The organism is Propionivibrio pelophilus DSM 12018 (genome assembly GCF_059569095.1).
In genome coordinates this window covers 33,936-49,742 of record NZ_JCANUT010000025.1, presented here as the reverse complement: position 1 = coordinate 49,742, position 15,807 = coordinate 33,936, and the positions used below count along the sequence as shown (strand labels likewise).

The 15,807-nt window shown below is 56.4% G+C and carries 18 protein-coding genes; 10 read left to right on the top strand and 8 right to left on the bottom strand.

The window, feature by feature from the left end; all coding sequences use genetic code 11:
- A partial coding sequence (locus tag BO74_RS11710; RefSeq protein ID WP_496442549.1) for a transposase occupies window positions 1-258 on the bottom strand: 258 nt, incomplete at its 3' end.
- Window positions 259-412: 154 nt separating this feature from the next.
- Between BO74_RS11710 and ssb the strand changes: the two genes are divergently transcribed.
- The 8 genes from ssb (at window position 413) to BO74_RS11670 (ending at window position 6,140) form a co-directional block, all read left to right on the top strand.
- Entirely contained in the window at window positions 413-871 is a 459-nt protein-coding gene (ssb, locus tag BO74_RS11705) for a single-stranded DNA-binding protein (protein WP_496442548.1), read from the top strand.
- 2 nt (window positions 872-873) lie between these two features.
- On the top strand, window positions 874-1,866 hold the full coding sequence (locus BO74_RS11700; RefSeq protein WP_496442547.1) for a hypothetical protein: 993 nt from the start codon (window positions 874-876) through the stop codon (window positions 1,864-1,866).
- A 15-nt stretch (window positions 1,867-1,881) separates the two neighbouring features.
- On the top strand, window positions 1,882-2,358 hold the full coding sequence (locus tag BO74_RS11695; protein WP_496442546.1) for a hypothetical protein: 477 nt from the start codon (window positions 1,882-1,884) through the stop codon (window positions 2,356-2,358).
- 374 nt (window positions 2,359-2,732) lie between these two features.
- Window positions 2,733-2,930: a hypothetical protein gene (locus BO74_RS11690; RefSeq protein WP_496442545.1), complete on the top strand. Its 198-nt coding sequence runs from the start codon at window positions 2,733-2,735 to the stop codon at window positions 2,928-2,930.
- A 12-nt stretch (window positions 2,931-2,942) separates the two neighbouring features.
- Entirely contained in the window at window positions 2,943-3,218 is a 276-nt protein-coding gene (locus BO74_RS11685) for a hypothetical protein (protein WP_496442544.1), read from the top strand.
- A gap of 200 nt (window positions 3,219-3,418) precedes the next feature.
- Window positions 3,419-4,315, top strand: a complete 897-nt coding sequence (locus BO74_RS11680) for an ArdC family protein (protein ID WP_496442543.1) — start codon at window positions 3,419-3,421, stop codon at window positions 4,313-4,315.
- 275 nt (window positions 4,316-4,590) lie between these two features.
- Window positions 4,591-5,274 (top strand): Sak single strand annealing protein, encoded by a 684-nt coding sequence (locus BO74_RS11675; protein ID WP_496442541.1) that lies wholly within the window; start codon window positions 4,591-4,593, stop codon window positions 5,272-5,274.
- Window positions 5,274-6,140, top strand: a complete 867-nt coding sequence (locus tag BO74_RS11670; protein WP_496442539.1) for a YqaJ viral recombinase family nuclease — start codon at window positions 5,274-5,276, stop codon at window positions 6,138-6,140. Before BO74_RS11675 ends, BO74_RS11670 begins: the two co-directional genes overlap by 1 nt.
- Before the next feature lie 569 nt (window positions 6,141-6,709).
- On the opposite strand, the gene BO74_RS11665 is transcribed toward BO74_RS11670, so the two are convergent.
- From BO74_RS11665 to BO74_RS11650, 4 genes are all read right to left on the bottom strand, one after another.
- On the bottom strand, window positions 6,710-8,215 hold the full coding sequence (locus tag BO74_RS11665) for a tripartite tricarboxylate transporter permease (protein ID WP_496442537.1): 1,506 nt from the start codon (window positions 8,213-8,215) through the stop codon (window positions 6,710-6,712).
- Between the two features lie 33 nt (window positions 8,216-8,248).
- A complete protein-coding gene (locus BO74_RS11660) occupies window positions 8,249-8,692 on the bottom strand; it encodes a tripartite tricarboxylate transporter TctB family protein (RefSeq protein WP_496442535.1) in 444 nt (147 codons plus the stop codon).
- A 69-nt stretch (window positions 8,693-8,761) separates the two neighbouring features.
- Window positions 8,762-9,712, bottom strand: coding sequence for a Bug family tripartite tricarboxylate transporter substrate binding protein (locus BO74_RS11655; RefSeq protein ID WP_496442533.1), 951 nt, complete (start codon window positions 9,710-9,712; stop codon window positions 8,762-8,764).
- Window positions 9,713-9,828: 116 nt separating this feature from the next.
- Window positions 9,829-11,112, bottom strand: a complete 1,284-nt coding sequence (locus tag BO74_RS11650) for a hypothetical protein (RefSeq protein ID WP_496442531.1) — start codon at window positions 11,110-11,112, stop codon at window positions 9,829-9,831.
- 194 nt (window positions 11,113-11,306) lie between these two features.
- Here BO74_RS11650 and BO74_RS11645 point away from each other — a divergent pair, with 194 nt between their 5' ends.
- Window positions 11,307-12,230 (top strand): LysR family transcriptional regulator, encoded by a 924-nt coding sequence (locus BO74_RS11645; protein WP_496442529.1) that lies wholly within the window; start codon window positions 11,307-11,309, stop codon window positions 12,228-12,230.
- A gap of 2 nt (window positions 12,231-12,232) precedes the next feature.
- On the opposite strand, the gene BO74_RS11640 is transcribed toward BO74_RS11645, so the two are convergent.
- Entirely contained in the window at window positions 12,233-12,895 is a 663-nt protein-coding gene (locus BO74_RS11640; RefSeq protein WP_496442527.1) for a pseudouridine synthase, read from the bottom strand.
- Between the two features lie 107 nt (window positions 12,896-13,002).
- Here BO74_RS11640 and BO74_RS11635 point away from each other — a divergent pair, with 107 nt between their 5' ends.
- Complete coding sequence (locus tag BO74_RS11635; RefSeq protein ID WP_496442525.1) at window positions 13,003-13,938, top strand: AEC family transporter; 936 nt, start codon at window positions 13,003-13,005, stop codon at window positions 13,936-13,938.
- A gap of 10 nt (window positions 13,939-13,948) precedes the next feature.
- Here BO74_RS11635 and folE read toward each other — a convergent pair whose 3' ends face one another.
- Both folE and BO74_RS11625 read right to left on the bottom strand, forming a co-directional pair.
- Window positions 13,949-14,587 carry a GTP cyclohydrolase I FolE gene (gene folE, locus BO74_RS11630; RefSeq protein WP_496442523.1) on the bottom strand — a complete coding sequence of 213 codons (639 nt, stop codon included), beginning with the start codon at window positions 14,585-14,587 and terminating at the stop codon, window positions 13,949-13,951.
- 300 nt (window positions 14,588-14,887) lie between these two features.
- The gene (locus BO74_RS11625) at window positions 14,888-15,589 is read right to left on the bottom strand and encodes a GntR family transcriptional regulator (RefSeq protein ID WP_496442521.1); all 702 of its coding nucleotides are present in this window, start codon (window positions 15,587-15,589) and stop codon (window positions 14,888-14,890) included.
- Window positions 15,590-15,807 lie beyond the last annotated feature (218 nt).

The following is a 15,807-nucleotide window of genomic DNA, read 5'->3' as shown; positions in this document are numbered from 1 at the left end:
TACCCCGAAAACCTCTTTCAACGCGTGAATATCCAGATGCGCCTCCGCGAGAAGCTTCTTGAGCTTGGCGTTCTCACTTTCCAATTCCTTGAGCCGCTTGGCATCGGTTGCTTCCATGCCGCCATACTTGGCCCGCCACTTGTAGAAGGTGGCATCACTGAACCCGCCAGTGCGGCACAGTTCCTTGATTGGCATCCCGGCTTCCGCCTGTTTGAGGAAACCAATGATTTGTTCTTCCGTGAATCTGCTCTTCTTCATGTCCGTCATTCTCCATGGTTTGACGGACTTCTCTACTTTAGATTGGTACGGCTGGCGGGGAGCAGGTCAATCCGAACCTCACCAGCTCTTAAATTTGCCAATTAAATGGTAAATATAAATCGACGCGAAGTCTCATTTATACGGTTCGTTAGCAATGGCCTCAATCAACAAAATCATACTCATCGGCAACCTCGGTGCGGACCCCGAGGTCCGCTACGCCCCTTCGGGCGACGCCATCTGCAATCTCCGACTGGCTACAACCGAAAAATGGAAAGACAAGTCCTCGGGGGAAATGCGTGAAACGACCGAATGGCATCGTGTCGTCCTCTACCGCCGACTAGCCGAGATTTCCCAAGAGTACTTGCGCAAAGGATCGAGCGTATACATTGAAGGGCGAATCCGTACGCGTAAATGGCAGGACAAGGAAGGCAAAGAGCGCTATACGACCGAGATCGAAGCGAATGACATGAAGATGCTTGGCGGTAGTCAGTCGGGCGCAACGAAATCAATGCCGGAAACCACCAGCGAAGAATACGGCGAGTCACCACACCAGCAGCGCAACAAACTCGGTGTCAAATCTACCCCTTTTGATCCAGGCGACATTCCGTTTTAGCCATGCCCGTTTTCGTTCGCCACGATGAACTCCCCTGCTGGTTAGGTTTGTGGCCCACCAAAAACGGGTACGACCTTGGCGAAATAAAAACGGAGCTTGCTCGCCGAGGAATCAATGCCAGAGGCTGGCGTCTGTACCTCGACTACGGCGACGATTTGTTCCAGCCCTTGCGCATCCTGTGGATTCAACCGTTCGTCACCAGCAACAACGCCATCTATGCCGTGATCTGGCTGCGTATTCTGCAACAATGCGAAATGGACGTGCCGCCGCCTCCTGCTCTAGCTGAATCCATGCATCACTGGCGGTTTCCCGGTAACGGATTCGGGCATATGCCACCGCTGTTCTTCCGAGCCGCATGGAAAGCCTGCATGGCGGCGGTGTATTGCGGGCACGATATGGAAGCATTTATCTGGGACGAAATCATTCCTGTCGCCCGGTGGTATTTTGATTCGGATTCGTATAAACGTTTGGAATCAGGGCAACTCAAGGCAGGCTGGTCAGCAATCCACCGGTTATATGAAGAGTGGCAACTTGAATTCAATCCGAACGAATACCAGCGCGATGAATGGCCCCCGTTTGTCCGATCACTCGAATGGGGGGCATTTCGCTTTCAGGCGTTAACAAGTCGTTCCGCATTGCAGATTGAAGCCCGGATCATGCGACATTGCATTGATGCCTACGACAACGATTGCCAATACGGAGGCACGCGTGCTTACTCCGTACGGGATCGACAAAGTGGACGGCGTATTGGTACGGCATCGATAGTCTGTCGTTCAGAGGGAACCAATCCTTCTTGGGACATCGACCAACTCAGGGGGCCAGAAAATGCCGATTTACCAGCTGATGCCTGCGAAGCAGCTGAAGCGTTGACGCGTTGCTTCGCAGAAATTCCTCAGGACTTTTTCATTGACTTCTTCAATGCGTTGCGCTTAACGCGTCACCGCGTGAGGAAAGTCCCGCAATTCGAAGATTTTGATGAATGTGATCTCCTCTAGCGCAATACAGAGACCATGATGGAGAGTGACTTTTACAAGAATCTCGAGAATGCCCAAGTTTATTCTTTGAGCTTCCCGGCTGATCAGGATGGTATCGGCCCTTACTGGGACGAATCAGGGAAATTGGCTATCGAAAAGCTCGCTTGCAAAGTTGACGAGCCCGTCGAACTTGTCAAACTCGGCAACGGCCGTTATCGCTTGGCAGAAAAATCTGTCGGACCTTTTTCCAGCTTGCGGCTCTACTGGGGGGATGAGTTCTTGGGCAAGAGTCTCGGAGGCAATGAAATTGAACTGCTTGGGATTCTTGTCCCGCTTAAATTCAAACACTATAGCTTCATGGTTTCGTCCGGTTTCGACAATGAGAACTCGCTTGCGCGCCTCGTCCACCAGAATTCCGGGGGGTGGGAACTCGTCGCAGGGGGGATGCTGACAATCTCGATTCCAATCGCTAACGTCATGAATTTTGAAAATCAGTTGAACACACACGAGTAAAACCCAACGATTGTCTAGGGCGCGCGAGGAGCAAGCAATACGGCAATACCAACTGCCATTACCCGCTCGCCATCCCCTCCCCCCGTCTCCAGAAGCCACCCCCCGGTTCGGATTTGATCGCTGTTTTCCGGTCGGAGTCCCAGGTTCCCGCCTGGGTTGGTTTGTTTCCCCTTTCATTTTCACACTGGCAGTCGCGCCATCGCAGAACCTCCGATGGCGCAACCTTTACTCCATGCGAGTTGGGAGATAGCCCTGGCCTTCGGCCAGCGCATTCCTTTCTCTTGAGCGAGATCGGGGAACGTCCTGATCTTGCTCGGCGCCCGTGAATCACGTCGCGACGCCGGTTTTTTCCAACCATCGCAAGGAGAATTTTCATGTCCATCAAGACCCATCCGGTTTCACTGCCTTCCTGTTCGTCGGCGGACGATCGTCCCGTAAAAGCCGCGGCGTTGTCCGTCTTCCGTGTAGTGCGCGAGATCGCCGCCCACGCCAAGGATGTCCCCCAGATCCTCACTGTCGCTGCCGCTGACATCCGTTCAGCGTGGGAGGAATCCGCCTCCCCAAAGTCGTGAAGGAAGACGCTCATGCTCTCGACAGGATTTACGATCTTTCTTGGTATCGCGCTGATACTGGCCAAGCTGCCACGCCGGACGATGCTGCGGGTGCTGAAGCACGACTTGGCGCTGGATGTAGCCGTCTCGCTGATTACCCTGCTGATCCACTGGGGGACATTCAGCGGGGTGATGGCGGCGACGGTGGCCGGCCTGCTCACCAGCCTGGCCACCTCGGGCCTCAAGCGCCTGATTGGCTATGTCGATGGCGACACCTACTATCCCGGACGGCTCCGTCTCGACGTCTGACGCGTAACCGGGATTCACTTCGTTGGCTGTTTCTTTCCGCGGCCACCGGGGAAGCCGGGCGGCAAGGCCTGCGCCTGATCCTGCGCTACAGCCTGCGCCTGCTGCGCTAGAACGCGGGTGTTCTTGCCCTTGATTCCCTTGTTTATTGCCCCGGTCCGAGTGACTTCCGGCCGGGGCCTTTCATTTTCTGGAGAACCCTCATGAACGACATTTATCAGACCGTTACCGACAAACTCATCGCCGAACTGGAAGATGGCACCGTTCCCTGGGTGCGTCCGTGGTCGGGCGACGCCGATCCCGTACCGCGTAATGCCTTATCGCAACGCCCGTACCGGGGCATCAACCAGGTCTTGCTCGGCATGGAATCCTTTGGGCACGGTTACAGCACCAACCAGTGGCTGACGTTTCGTCAGGCTCACCGGTTGGGCGCTCATGTCCGCAAGGGCGAACATGGCGCGCTGATCATCTATTACGAGTCACGTCTGGTCGAGAAGGCCGAAGCGGAGCCGCTGATCGACGGGCAGGAGCCGGAAAGGCGGTATATCCCGCTGCTCAAGGTCTTTACCGTCTTTAACCTCGATCAGGTCGAGGCTCTGCCCGACGAATACCGCGTTTTCTCCACCGATGGCACCTGGAATAGCGAAGAGTTGCCGGAGCGCATCATGACCCTGTCCGGCGCGGAAATCCGTCATCAGGGCTTCCGGGCCTTCTATTCGCCGCCCAATGACCTGATCTATCTGCCGTCTCGCGAGCACTTTGCCGATGCTGCCGCCTATTACGGGACCGCGCTGCATGAGCTGTGCCACTGGACCGGAAATCCCACTCGTCTGGGCAGGAAGCTTGGCCGGCGTTTCGGCGAGGCCGCCTATGCCATGGAAGAACTGGTTGCCGAGATGGGTGCGGCTTTCCTTGCCGCGCACTGTCGACTCGACGGCCGACTGCAACATGCCAGTTACATCGCGTCGTGGCTGGAAGTCCTGCAGCGCGATAAGCGGGCCGTCTTCGTGGCGGCAGCGCAGGCCCAGAAGGCGGCGGATTATCTGCTCGAACAGGCCGGCCTGATCGCGCCCGAGGATGCTATGCCCCTGGCGGCCTGATTCTCCCCTGATGTTGGGGATAAGTCTGTGGACAGCCGGTGTGCTGAGACGCCAAGTCCTTGGTGCGACAACCGCTAATTTCCCCTGCCTCCTTTTTTGGCAAGGGAGAGAAATCAATAACCACAAGACTGTTTGGCGACATTGTGTGGTCGAGAAACTGACAACGTCGCATCTCCCTCGCTGGCGCCATTGAGCCGGCTTCCCCTGACAAAGCCCGAACGGTTCTGCCGTCTCGGGCTTTGTCGTTTTCAGCAGCATCTTTCAAGGAGTTCATCATGTCTGAGCAAAATAACACCTTCCGATCCATGTTCCAGATCGATGTAGCGAAATTCGTCGAGAAGAAGGGGCAGTTTTCTTATCTGTCCTGGCCGTTTGCCGTGGCCCAGCTGCGCCTGGCCGATCCGGGCGCGTACTGGGAAGTGCGACGCTTCGACGGACTTCCCTATCTTTCGAGCGAACTGGGTTTCTTCGTCGAGGTAGCCGTGACGGTGCAGGGCGTGACCCTGAGTCAGGTCCATCCGGTACTGGACAACAAGAACCGCCCGATCCTGGCACCGACACCGTTCGATATCAATACCAGCATCCAGCGCTGTCTGGTCAAGGCCATTGCCCTGCACGGACTGGGCTTGTCGATCTACGCCGGAGAGGATTTGCCCGACCTCCCGGAGGGCGAGGAGTCTGCGCCAGTAGAAGAACCGGCAAATCCACCGAGAGGCAGGCGCTCGACGCCGTCCAAGGTCACCGCCTTACCCGGTCGTGTTCCTGATCCGTTCGATCCGCCGCGCAGCGAATGGCTGACCGACGCGCAGTTGCGCTTCGTCATGAAGCTGATTTCTGAAACGCACACCGATACCGATCAACTGCTGGCGTATTTCGGATTTGAGTCGCTGGACACGATTCCCAAGGCCGAAGTGAACCGCGTGATCAAGGCACTGGAATCCAAGCGGAGGGCGGCGTAATGAGCGCGACGATCGTGAAACTGGTGCAAGGCACCCCGGAATGGCATGCGCACCGTGCGCAGTACCGCAATGCCAGCGAAACGGCGGCGGTGATGGGCGTCTCGCCCTGGCAGACGCCGTACCAGCTATGGGAACTGCGCACTGGGCGTAAAACGCCGGATGTGAATGCGGCGATGGCCCGGGGATCGGCGCTGGAGCCGCAGGCACGCAGCGCATATGAAGCACTCACCGGCAACGTCATGCAGCCGCTGGTGCTGGTCGACGGCAGTTACTCGGCCAGCCTCGACGGGCTGACCTTCGATGGGCAGCTGATCGTGGAGATCAAATGCCCGGCGAAGGGGTGCGACTCGACGCTGTGGCAGGCGGTGGAGCAGGGCAACGTGCCGGAGCATTATGGCTGGCAGATCGAGCATCAGCTGATGGTGTCGGGGGCCGCACTCGCTCATATGTATGTTTTCGACGGTAGCGAGGGCATCTTGCTCGACGTTACACCGCAACCGGAACGCTGGCGGGAGATTCATACGGCGTGGGAGGATTTCATGCGCTGTATCGAAACAGATACGCCGCCGGCGCTGACGGAGCGGGATAAGGTACAGCGATCTGATCCGGCATGGAAGACGGCTGCCGAGACCTATGTGAAGCTGAAATCTGACGTGGATCGATTAGCGGAGCAGTTGGATACGGCCAAGACGGCTTTACTCAATCTCGTCAGCCATCCGAGTGAAGCTGGCTTCGGCGTCTCGGTCACGCGCTTCTGGAAACAGGGGGGCGTGGATTACAAGAAGGTACCGGAGTTGGCTGTTGTCGATCTTGAGGCGTATCGCCAGAAAGGAAGGTGGGAAACACGAATCACGACTAACAGGTGACGATCGTGACTGTCTGCGATAGAATGCGCGTCTTTGGCGATGCGTCACGTCATTCTGTAGTGCAGCGCGCAACGGATGACGGTATTTTTGACGGTATCTCTGTTATTGAATTCACTGTGTTTTAGTGTTTGCAAGGGGTTTAAGCCTTGGTTTGAACCCGTCAGCACACCAAATACCAATCCAAAGCAGTTCGGCAGTATCCATTAAACCCTCGTAGCTTCTGGCTTCGAGGGTTTTTTGTGCCCGCCTGGCACGGGCTCACGGTTGTCAGTGCAAGTCCCACCGTGAGTTGATCTCAGCGAACGAGGCGCAACTGCATGAGGGGGACCGAGTGTGGGGAGGAAGTGTGGAGCGAAACTGCGAGCCGATGAACAAGAACCGGATAGAAGGTGCTACCGAGCAGGGCGAGCGGGAACGATTCCGCTAAGCTCGCGTGATCAAGGCAGGAGGGTACTTCCGTTTGTGATCTCAACTACTCCAACCCCCGTTACCGACCCGCATGTGGGGTAGTGTGGCTGGGGGCTGTCCATAGTGACATCCCCCATATGCCAATCGAAGTATTACCCTTTTCAGATATCGATCTTTTTCTTCCGGAACTGGGAGCGTAGTCCCTGGAAGACCGAAATGGCGGTAAGCCCGATGATGATCAACGACAATGGCCGCGTGAACATGCTGCCGATCAATGCGGGGACGTTGTCCTGTACGAGCGCCAGTGATCTGGCGAGTTCCCCCTCCGCCATGGTGCCAAGAACGAGTCCAAGCACCAAGGGTTCCCTGGGGACGTCGAACTGTTTCATTACGTAACCAAGCAGGCCGATGACCAGCATGATCCATACATCAAGCAGCGACATATTGAGTGCATATGCGCCGATGACGCCAAGCGCAATGATGAGCGGGCCGAGGATCGTGGCGGGGGTCTTGATGAAGCTGACCCCGTAGCGGGCCACGGCAAGGCCGGCGGGCACAAACACCAGATTCGCGAGGAACATGCTGATGATGAAGCCGTAGGTGATGCCGGCATTGTCGGTGAACAGCCCGGGTCCCGGTTTCAGTCCGTGGATCATCAGCCCGCCGAGCATGACCGCGGACACCGCATTGCCTGGAATGCCCAGTGTCAGCGCGGGAATCAGAGATCCTCCCACCACCGCGTTGTTGGCAGTTTCCGAAGCAACGAGACCTTCGGGATTGCCCGTTCCGAACGTTTCCGGAGTTTTCGAATTTCTCTTGGCGTCGTCGTAGGCAATGAATCCGGCGATGCTTGACCCTGCCCCGGGAACGACGCCGACGATGAGACCGATGAGGGTGGCCCGCAGCATCAGCATCTTGTACTTGAAGACCTCCATCATTCGTCCGAATATGCCTTTGACTTCATGAACGGCGGCCTCCTGATGCACCGTACCTGAAATGTTCTCGACAACCTCCGGCAAGGAATAGAGTCCGATGAGCGCAACCACCAGGGGAATGCCGTTGAAAAGTTCGGGAATGCCCATGGCGAAGCGGATATCGCCGGTCATCGGGTGCATGCCCACGACCGCGAGGAACAAGCCGAATACGCCCGAGATAAATCCCTTGAGCAGGTTGTGCTCGGAAAGCGAGGCGATGACGGAGACGCCAAAGAGCGCCAGCAGGAAATACTCCTGGGATCCGAATTGCAGCGCCAGTTCTGCCAGCGGCGGGGCCATGAAAAGCAGCGCGAAGTTGCTGACGAAACCGCCGATGGCCGATGCCGCCGTCGCGAGCGCGATGGCAAGCCCGGCCTGGCCTTTTTTGGTCATCGGGAAACCGTCGAGCAAGGTGCTGCAGTTGGACGGCGTGCCGGGAATATTGATCAGTATCGCGCTGATTGCGCCGGCGTAGGTCGAGGAGCAATAGACCGCCCCAAGCAGCGAGAGCCCCTGTACGGGAGTCATGCCGAAGGTGACCGGGACGAGGAGCGCCACGCCCATGGTACTGGTGAGACCGGGTAACGAGCCGATAACGATCCCGAAGATGGTTCCCAGAATTATCAGGAGAAGCGCGATGGGATCCAGCATCTGCACCGCTCCCAGCGCGATCCCGTTCAGTATCGATTCCATATCGTCGTCTTTTCTTTTCGCAATGAGGGTGAGCTAGATCAGCAGGCCTTCGGGCAGGCGCACTCCGATGAAGAGTACGAACAAGGCATAAACCGTCAGGATGAATCCGCCGGAAACGCCGATCAGCACGAGAGGACCGTGTTTTCCATACCAATACATCGAGCCGCAAAGGAACAGGGCCGTCGCGGCGAAGTACCCGAGATAGCCGATGGCCAGCACGTAAGCCGCTGAAGCGACGAAAACCTTGATGGGGGGGTACAGGGCTGCGAGCCGGAAACTTCCCGAACCAGCCGCTTGCGGAACACGCAACGACAGGACAAGGAGAACTGCCGAGAAAATCAACTGAAGCAGCATGAGAAAGCGCGGAAACTGGGAGGATGCTGCCGGGTACATGAATGCGCGGATGAGGAATGCCGCGGAAAGCAGGACCATGGCGGCCGCAAAACCGCATTCTTTTGTTCGGGATGTCTTTGCCATACATTCATTTCCTGAAAAAGCGGTGGCCGTTCCCGCGACGGAATTGGCCACCGCTGAATACGCTACTTATTATTTCAGCAGATCCTTGAGCGCCTCGACTTCCTTGATCGACTCCTTGACGAGTGCTTCCGTCTGGGCGGAATCCATGAATTTGACGACGATGCCCATTCCCTTTGCTTCAGCCTGGAACTCTTTGGACTCGGTGACTTTCCGGAAGGCGCTCTCAAGTTTCGCAATTTTGTCGTCGGAAACTCCTTTGGGCGCTGCCAGTCCGCGGATTGCCATGCCGACCGAGGGTATCGGCTTTCCGAAGAGTTTCGATGCGGTAGGAACGTCCGGGATTGCGCTCAACGGCTCATCGTTGAAAACGACCAGCGCCTTGATCTTTCCCGCTTCAATATTGGACATGGCCGCGCTGAGCGTCGCCGCAGCGATCTCGACCTGGCCACCGAGCAGCGCGGTGATCGCCGGTCCGGAACCGTTGAAGGAAACGTAGTTGGTGGATAGCCCCAACACCTTGGCCGCGGCCAGGTGCTGAAGCTGGACGTTGCTCTGCGGGCCGTCGCCGGCAACATTGATTTTCTTCTGGGGGTCGGACGCCTGTGTGACGAAATCGTTCGCCGTCTTGAAGCGACTGTCGGACTTGACGAGCCAGACGATGGGGTCGATCTGGATGTTGCAGATGTATTTGAAATCATCAAGGGCGAAAGGCGTTTCGGGCCGCATGGCCTTGATGATCACCATCGAGGGCAGGCTGGTCGCGCCGATGCTGTAGCCATCCGGGCGGGATTTTGCCAAGGCCGTCCAGCCGATCTGTCCGCCGGCTCCGGGCTTGTTTTCCACTACCAGAGTCTGTCCAAGGAACGAAGAGGCGTGTTTCGAGATCAGTCGCAACAAAATGTCATTCCCCCCGCCTGGAGAGAACGGCACGGTTGCCACAACGGGTTTGGTCGGAAAATCAGCCTGCGCATGCACGGAAACAACTGCGCCCGCAAGCAGAAACGCTGCCGTTGCGATCATGGTCGCGTTTTTCGAAAACTTTTTCATATTTGCCTCTCTGAAAGTTGAAACTGCAGTTCCACGTCAAATAACAACGCCACGTGCCATCTGTTTAGCGATGGCGAGCCAAGCGATAGTCAATTACCCGTAATTCCTGAAACGTCGATGAGGTACATCTGGCGCTCCGATTCATGAACCGAGTCGATGCATATCTGTTTCCCGTCGCGGCTCCAGCGTGGATGCAAATCGCAACGGTTCTCCTTTTTCAAGCCTGGATCTGCGTAGAAACTGCCAATGTCATAACGTCGGTTGGCTTCTGTGTCATACAGGAACAGGATACGCTCGTGCGTTTCCGAATCCGGATAAGTGTCGCTCAGGAGCCAGCGACGGTTGGTTGGCGAAAAGGACATGTGTCCATTCTCATTCAATATGTTCTTCCCGATTATTTCGACCTCGCCGTTGTCAGCGTCGGTGTATAGGTGATAGTGGATGCTTCCAGCGTGGGGGCCCCAGACAATGATGCGATCCTTGGCGCACCACATGGGGTGGGATATCTGATACTCAGACTTTTCGTAGTCGTAGGTTCCAACAGCATTCGGATCGAAATTCTCTTCTAACTGGGGCAGGGGATGATCCGAATCCTCCAGCAGGCGCATGTCGGTTCCGTCTGGATTGACCGTAATCAGGCGGTGCAGGAAACAGGTTTCATCCTTGACCCGCTCGGTCCAGCGATGCAGCATCAGGAAGCGCGAAGAAGTCGGGTTGATCTCGATGTGGCTGACCCAGTGGATGGCCTTGTTCATGGATTTGACCGGCTTGAAGTTGCGCAGATCTGCATAGCTGGTAATTAACCGCGACTGGCCTGTGGCGATGTCCATGTAATGAATGCCATCGTTGGCGGGCGCGTTCGGCATTTGGCTCGGAGGATTGTCTTCGGCATAGCCAATCGTTTCGTGGGTGATGTACAAGCGACTGTAGTCAACGCACAGTGCGAAGCGGCTGTCAGGCGAGACCACATAAACCGGGAGTGGCAGTTCCCTTTTCACGCCGGTATCGATGTTGTATACGGTTGATCCGAACCCCGGGTAAACGGAATTTTCGTCCTCGGTCCGGCAGTTGTAGATCACTTCTCGCTGTGGCGAGCCATCCAGCCACTGCAGTTGACAACCCATCTGCCAGTTCCAGGCTGTGGTCCGGTCGAGGCAATGGAAGCGGTCGCCGTTTTCGAGATCGAAGAACCCCACTTCCGCCGGAAGATCCGGAGTCAGGTTGGCATCCATCATCGCCACCTGGTTGGCGAGCAAGTAGCGACCGCTACGGTCCCAGACTGTTTTGTTGTAGTAACCAAAAAAATGATGCCCGGCTCCGGATCCAAGGCGGCGACACGGGCATGGTGATTTGACGATGGGTGATGTGCTCATCTGGACTCCTGCTTCATCGGGACGTGGTTCGTTACGGGCTTCAGCCACCCGGTTGTTACGGGATCGCTTTGAAAGGTGGCTCGAATGTTTACGCGCCAACTCTAGTGTCGAGTTCCTATACGGGCAAATGCTATTATTTTGTATATCAATTCAAAATTGATATACCTGAGTAGCGGGCACAAAGGAGAGTCAATATGGCCAGAAACCTTAATTTCCAGCAGATCGAAGCGTTCAAGGCGGTCATGCAAACGGGTACGACTACCCGCGCCGCGGCCATGCTGAACACGACGCAGCCCTCAATCAGCCGTCGTATTGCTGAACTTCAGAGTGCGACAGAACTCACGCTGTTTGATTTGCACCAAGGGCGTTTGAGGCCGACCAGCGAGGGCAACTTCTTGTACAAAGCCATCCAGCAGCACTTTGCAGGTCTGCAAAAGATTGAATCGATTGTTGCGGTCATGCGTGAATCTGGTACGCAAACGTTGCGGCTTGGCTGCACGCCGACCTTGGGCATCGGGTTGTTACCCGAGGTTGTCGGGGGGTTCTTGAAAAAGTACCCCAACACGCATATCAGCATCCAGACGATGAGTACCCATCAACTGGAGGGTTTCCTGAATCAGGATCTGATTGATCTGGCGCTCGCGACCGGCGAATTCAACCACAGCGATTTTCAACCCGTGGTGATCAAGACGACTCCGGCAGTCTGCGTCTTGCCACTCAATCATCCATTGAAAGACGCGGATACGATTGAGCTTTCGATGCTCAAAGGGGAGAGGATTCTTTCGATCAGTGAGACCGATGAGCTTTGCATGAAAATCAAAGAACAACTTCTGAAACATGGGATGCCCGACTATTTTTCGGTACAAACCACGTCATCAATCACGGTTTGTGCACTGGTTGCGGCGGGCATCGGTGTGGGTATCGTCACCCCGTATATAGCGAATACTTTTGTGGGCCAGCTGCTAATCAAGCCGTTGAAACCGTCTATCGCTATCGATCTCCAGATGGCGACGTCGGTTAATACTGCCCCCTCGTTGTTGACGCGCTATTTCATAAGTCTTTTGTTGAAGAAAACGAGCGCGTCCGGAGAAAAACCAGCTTACATTGACTCCGTGTAGATTCAGAACGGTGCGTCGCAGGAAAAGCACAGAGCTTTTTTTGTTACCGGATGCACGAAAGAAAGGTATTCGGCGTGCAGCAGCAGCCTGTCTGACTTCTCCCTGGCTTTTTCGTCGGCATACAGGGGGTCGCCGAGGATCGGGTGGCCGAGTGCCTGCATGTGTACCCGCAACTGGTGGGTGCGGCCCGTTTCGGGAACGAGAGCGACCCGCGAGGTGTGCCGTTCGCTGTCGTACGCGGTGACCCGGAAACGGGTCAGCGACGGTTTGCCGATCTCGAAGTCGACCTTGTGTAGCGGACGATTCGGCCAATCGACGATCAACGGCAGATCGACTTCGCCGGACTCCTTTTCGGGCTTCCCGTCGACTACGGCGACGTAGCGCTTTTCCACGCGACGCTCCTGGAAAAGGATGCTCAGTTCTCGGTGCATCGCCTTGCCGCGGGCCAGAACGAGGAGCCCGGAGGTGTCGTAGTCCAATCGATGGACGATCAGGGCGTCGGGAAATTCGACCTGCACGCGGGTGATCAGGCAATCCTGCTTGTCCGGGCCGCGTCCCGGTACCGAGAGCAGGCGAGTGGGCTTGTCCACGACGATCAGGGAACGATCGATGTGAATCAGGGTGAAATCTTTTCCCGAAACGGAACGAAAGGGCTGCGCGGTCATGGAATAATGCCGGGTGGCGGCGCCGGGTTTTGCGACGCGCGATTATAGGCCATCCGTTCGCGGACGTCGCCGCTATTCCCCTTCTGAAAAACTATCGAAGAATCCCGATGGACGTATTCCTGAAGCAACTCTCGCTTGCCCTTCCTCTGTTTTCGCTGGTGCTGATCGGCTACCTGGCAATGCGCCTCTCCGGTTGGCCGACGTCAGTTTCCGATGGGCTGACACGGTTCGTGTTTACCCTGGCTTTGCCGGCGATGCTGTTCCGCCTGATGAGCAAATCGCGTGAGCTGCCGCCGGTTGATTCGCGCCTGCTGATCGCGTTTTTCGGGGGGTGCCTGATCGTCTTTCTGATCGGGCGGCTGGTGTCGTGGAAAGTGTTCAAACTCGATGGTGTCTCGCAGTCCGTTTTTGCCCTGGGTGGCGTGTTTTCCAACAACGTCATGCTCGGCCTGCCGCTGGCCAAGGTTTCGCTCGGCGAGGCGGCCGTACCGTCCGTGGCGCTCGTGCTGGTATTCAACGCGCTGATCCTGTGGACGCTGGTGACCGTCTCGGTGGAGTGGGCGCGGCACGGCAGCTTCTCGGCCAAAGGGTTTGCGCGGACAGCGAAGGGCGTTCTGACCAATCCCATCGTCGTTGGCATTCTTGGCGGTACGCTGGTCAGCCTGTCCGGGTGGAACATGCCGGAAGCGATCAGTTCGCCGATCAACATGATCGGGCAGTCCGGTTCAACGATGGCGCTGGTTGCCCTCGGCATGGGGCTCGCCGAGTATGGTATTCGCGATGGTCTGCGGGTCAGCTTCGCCGTTTGTGCGATCAAGTTGATCGTCCTGCCGCTGATTGTCTGGGGGCTGGCCTGGATGCTCGGATTGCCGAAAATGGAAACGCAGGTGGTGGTCCTGCTCTCGTCCATGGCCACCGGTGCCAACGTCTATCTGATGTCGCGCCAGTTCAAGGCACTGGAAGGGCCGACGGCCAGCGCACTGGTGTTGTCGACGCTGCTGGCCTCGGTGACGACCCCGTTCGTTCTGGCGCTGATGAGCTGATCCGGGAAGTTCAGTCGCTCCGTCGGCCGCTACCGATGGCGCGCAGGAATTCGTTGCGGAACGGCTCGGAGGTTTCGAATTCGCCGGTGAATGCTTGCGTGACGACGCGCTCGTCGCCGCGGCGGTCCTCGCCGAGCAACAGGCAGAGCTGTTCGGCCTCGATCACGCAGGCCGCACCGCGCGCCTTGCCGTGCGTCATCAGTGCTTCGGCGATGTCGCGGGTCATCCATTCCTGGTAGGTGAAGCGATGGCCGATGGTGTCGACCAGCCGGGCGATGCGCCCGAAGCCGTGCAACCGCCCGCCGGGCAGGTAGGCGACGTGCGCGACGCCGCGGAAGGGAACGAGATGGTGCGGGCAGACACCGTGAATCGCGATGCCGCGCACCACCACCATGTCGCGGCGATGATCGTCGAAGCCGTCTCCCAGCGCGACGGCCGGATCCATGTCGTAGCCCCCGAGCAGGCGCTTTTGCCAGAGTTCACGCACGCGCTGAGCCGTCTTGCCCATGTGCGCGCTGTCCGGCGCGATGCCGCAGGCGGCGAGGAGGTCGAGGATGGCCTTTTCAAACGCTATTGCGTCAAATGGTTTCGCGCGCGGGATGCCGAGCGTGGCAGGCGTGGGGGCGTCGTGATCGCAGAAATCGGACATCGGGTTCTCCGTTTTGCAGAGGCGGTGGTCGGGCGATCGATCATACACCGGGCTCGTGGCGGGCCTTTGTGGTTCGCCGAGAGGAACTGTACCTCTCTACTCAGAAAGCTGTGGCTATTTGTGGAGTCGCAAGATCTTGTCCGCTGGTTTTTGCGAGAGAGGAGGTGGTCTGAAGCAGTCACCCGAAGGTTCTTGCTTCCACATAAGCGAGCGTCGAACCGTCGGCGCCAGCTTGAATTTCGAGTTCCTCGAGGCTTGTAGTCGTGGTGCCACTTGTGCCTGATAGGTGGAGCTAAATCCTTATTTATATTCTGTCGGGACGCCGGTTTTTTCGATTGACTCAAGGATTTCAGCTTCAACTTCTGCAATGTGCTTCTCAAGCAACGATATTCCATCGTTCAACTTGTCGTTCGTGAGTAGGTCCAGAATATTTGCGTGCCTATCGAGCGCAAGATCAACGTAGGACTTGAAATAGGTATGTGTTCTGAATAGTTCTACCTGGTTTCGAATTGAGTCGTAATAGTTGCTTAGCCTTTCGTTGCCCGCGAAATTTGGAAAGAGCAAGTGAAAAGATCTGTCGTACTCCAGGAAAGACTCAAACTGACTTTTTGAATTTATATTTTCTTTTCGGTCGAGCATTTCTTCTGTCTCGCGCATTGCCGCGAGAAGGCGATCCCTATGCTTCTGGTACGCGAGGCGACACATTGTTGTCTCAAGCATCATGCGAATCTCGAAAACTTCTTTCACATCTTCCTTTGTCGGGATTAACACGAAGCTCCCGATGTTCGGAATGATTCGAACGAGTTGCTCCATAGCCAAACGGTCGATCGCCTTGATAACCGGTGAGCGACTTATTCCATAGTGTTCGGCGATACTGATGACGTTTAGTTTTTCGCCCCAGGCAAGGTTCCCGACGAGGATGTCGTGCTTGATGCGTTTATAGCATTCGTCGGTCAATGTGCCAATTGTGATTTTGCTCGAAGCCTGTTTCTGTTCAGACATAAAACTCTCCCTTGCCGGAAATGGTGTCACCAGGCGTTGGGGCAAAAGAAGGCCATCCTGTACTAAACCTGTTTTCGGGACCACAAGTTCATTCTTTCTGTGACTAGTGTTGTCTCAATAAGACGATATTTTTGCATAATCTAACATGTTGGATGTTGACTGTCGATATTTTTCTGATACAGTTACCAACATGTTGCATCCGACGGGCATCATGTTAA

Bases quoted from the DNA above. Each gene is read 5' to 3' on its own strand.
- BO74_RS11660 (WP_496442535.1), bottom strand. From the start codon at position 8,692: ATGGCAAAGACATCCCGAACAAAAGAATGCGGTTTTGCGGCCGCCATG.
- BO74_RS11700 (WP_496442547.1), top strand. From the start codon at position 874: ATGCCCGTTTTCGTTCGCCACGATGAACTCCCCTGCTGGTTAGGTTTG.
- BO74_RS11645 (WP_496442529.1), top strand. From the start codon at position 11,307: ATGGCCAGAAACCTTAATTTCCAGCAGATCGAAGCGTTCAAGGCGGTC.
- BO74_RS11695 (WP_496442546.1), top strand. From the start codon at position 1,882: ATGATGGAGAGTGACTTTTACAAGAATCTCGAGAATGCCCAAGTTTAT.
- BO74_RS11685 (WP_496442544.1), top strand. From the start codon at position 2,943: ATGCTCTCGACAGGATTTACGATCTTTCTTGGTATCGCGCTGATACTG.
- BO74_RS11670 (WP_496442539.1), top strand. From the start codon at position 5,274: ATGAGCGCGACGATCGTGAAACTGGTGCAAGGCACCCCGGAATGGCAT.
- BO74_RS11655 (WP_496442533.1), bottom strand. From the start codon at position 9,712: ATGATCGCAACGGCAGCGTTTCTGCTTGCGGGCGCAGTTGTTTCCGTG.
- BO74_RS11650 (WP_496442531.1), bottom strand. From the start codon at position 11,112: ATGAGCACATCACCCATCGTCAAATCACCATGCCCGTGTCGCCGCCTT.
- BO74_RS11625 (WP_496442521.1), bottom strand. From the start codon at position 15,589: ATGTCTGAACAGAAACAGGCTTCGAGCAAAATCACAATTGGCACATTG.
- folE (WP_496442523.1), bottom strand. From the start codon at position 14,587: ATGTCCGATTTCTGCGATCACGACGCCCCCACGCCTGCCACGCTCGGC.
- BO74_RS11665 (WP_496442537.1), bottom strand. From the start codon at position 8,215: ATGGAATCGATACTGAACGGGATCGCGCTGGGAGCGGTGCAGATGCTG.
- BO74_RS11675 (WP_496442541.1), top strand. From the start codon at position 4,591: ATGTCTGAGCAAAATAACACCTTCCGATCCATGTTCCAGATCGATGTA.
- BO74_RS11640 (WP_496442527.1), bottom strand. From the start codon at position 12,895: ATGACCGCGCAGCCCTTTCGTTCCGTTTCGGGAAAAGATTTCACCCTG.
- BO74_RS11680 (WP_496442543.1), top strand. From the start codon at position 3,419: ATGAACGACATTTATCAGACCGTTACCGACAAACTCATCGCCGAACTG.
- BO74_RS11635 (WP_496442525.1), top strand. From the start codon at position 13,003: ATGGACGTATTCCTGAAGCAACTCTCGCTTGCCCTTCCTCTGTTTTCG.
- BO74_RS11690 (WP_496442545.1), top strand. From the start codon at position 2,733: ATGTCCATCAAGACCCATCCGGTTTCACTGCCTTCCTGTTCGTCGGCG.
- ssb (WP_496442548.1), top strand. From the start codon at position 413: ATGGCCTCAATCAACAAAATCATACTCATCGGCAACCTCGGTGCGGAC.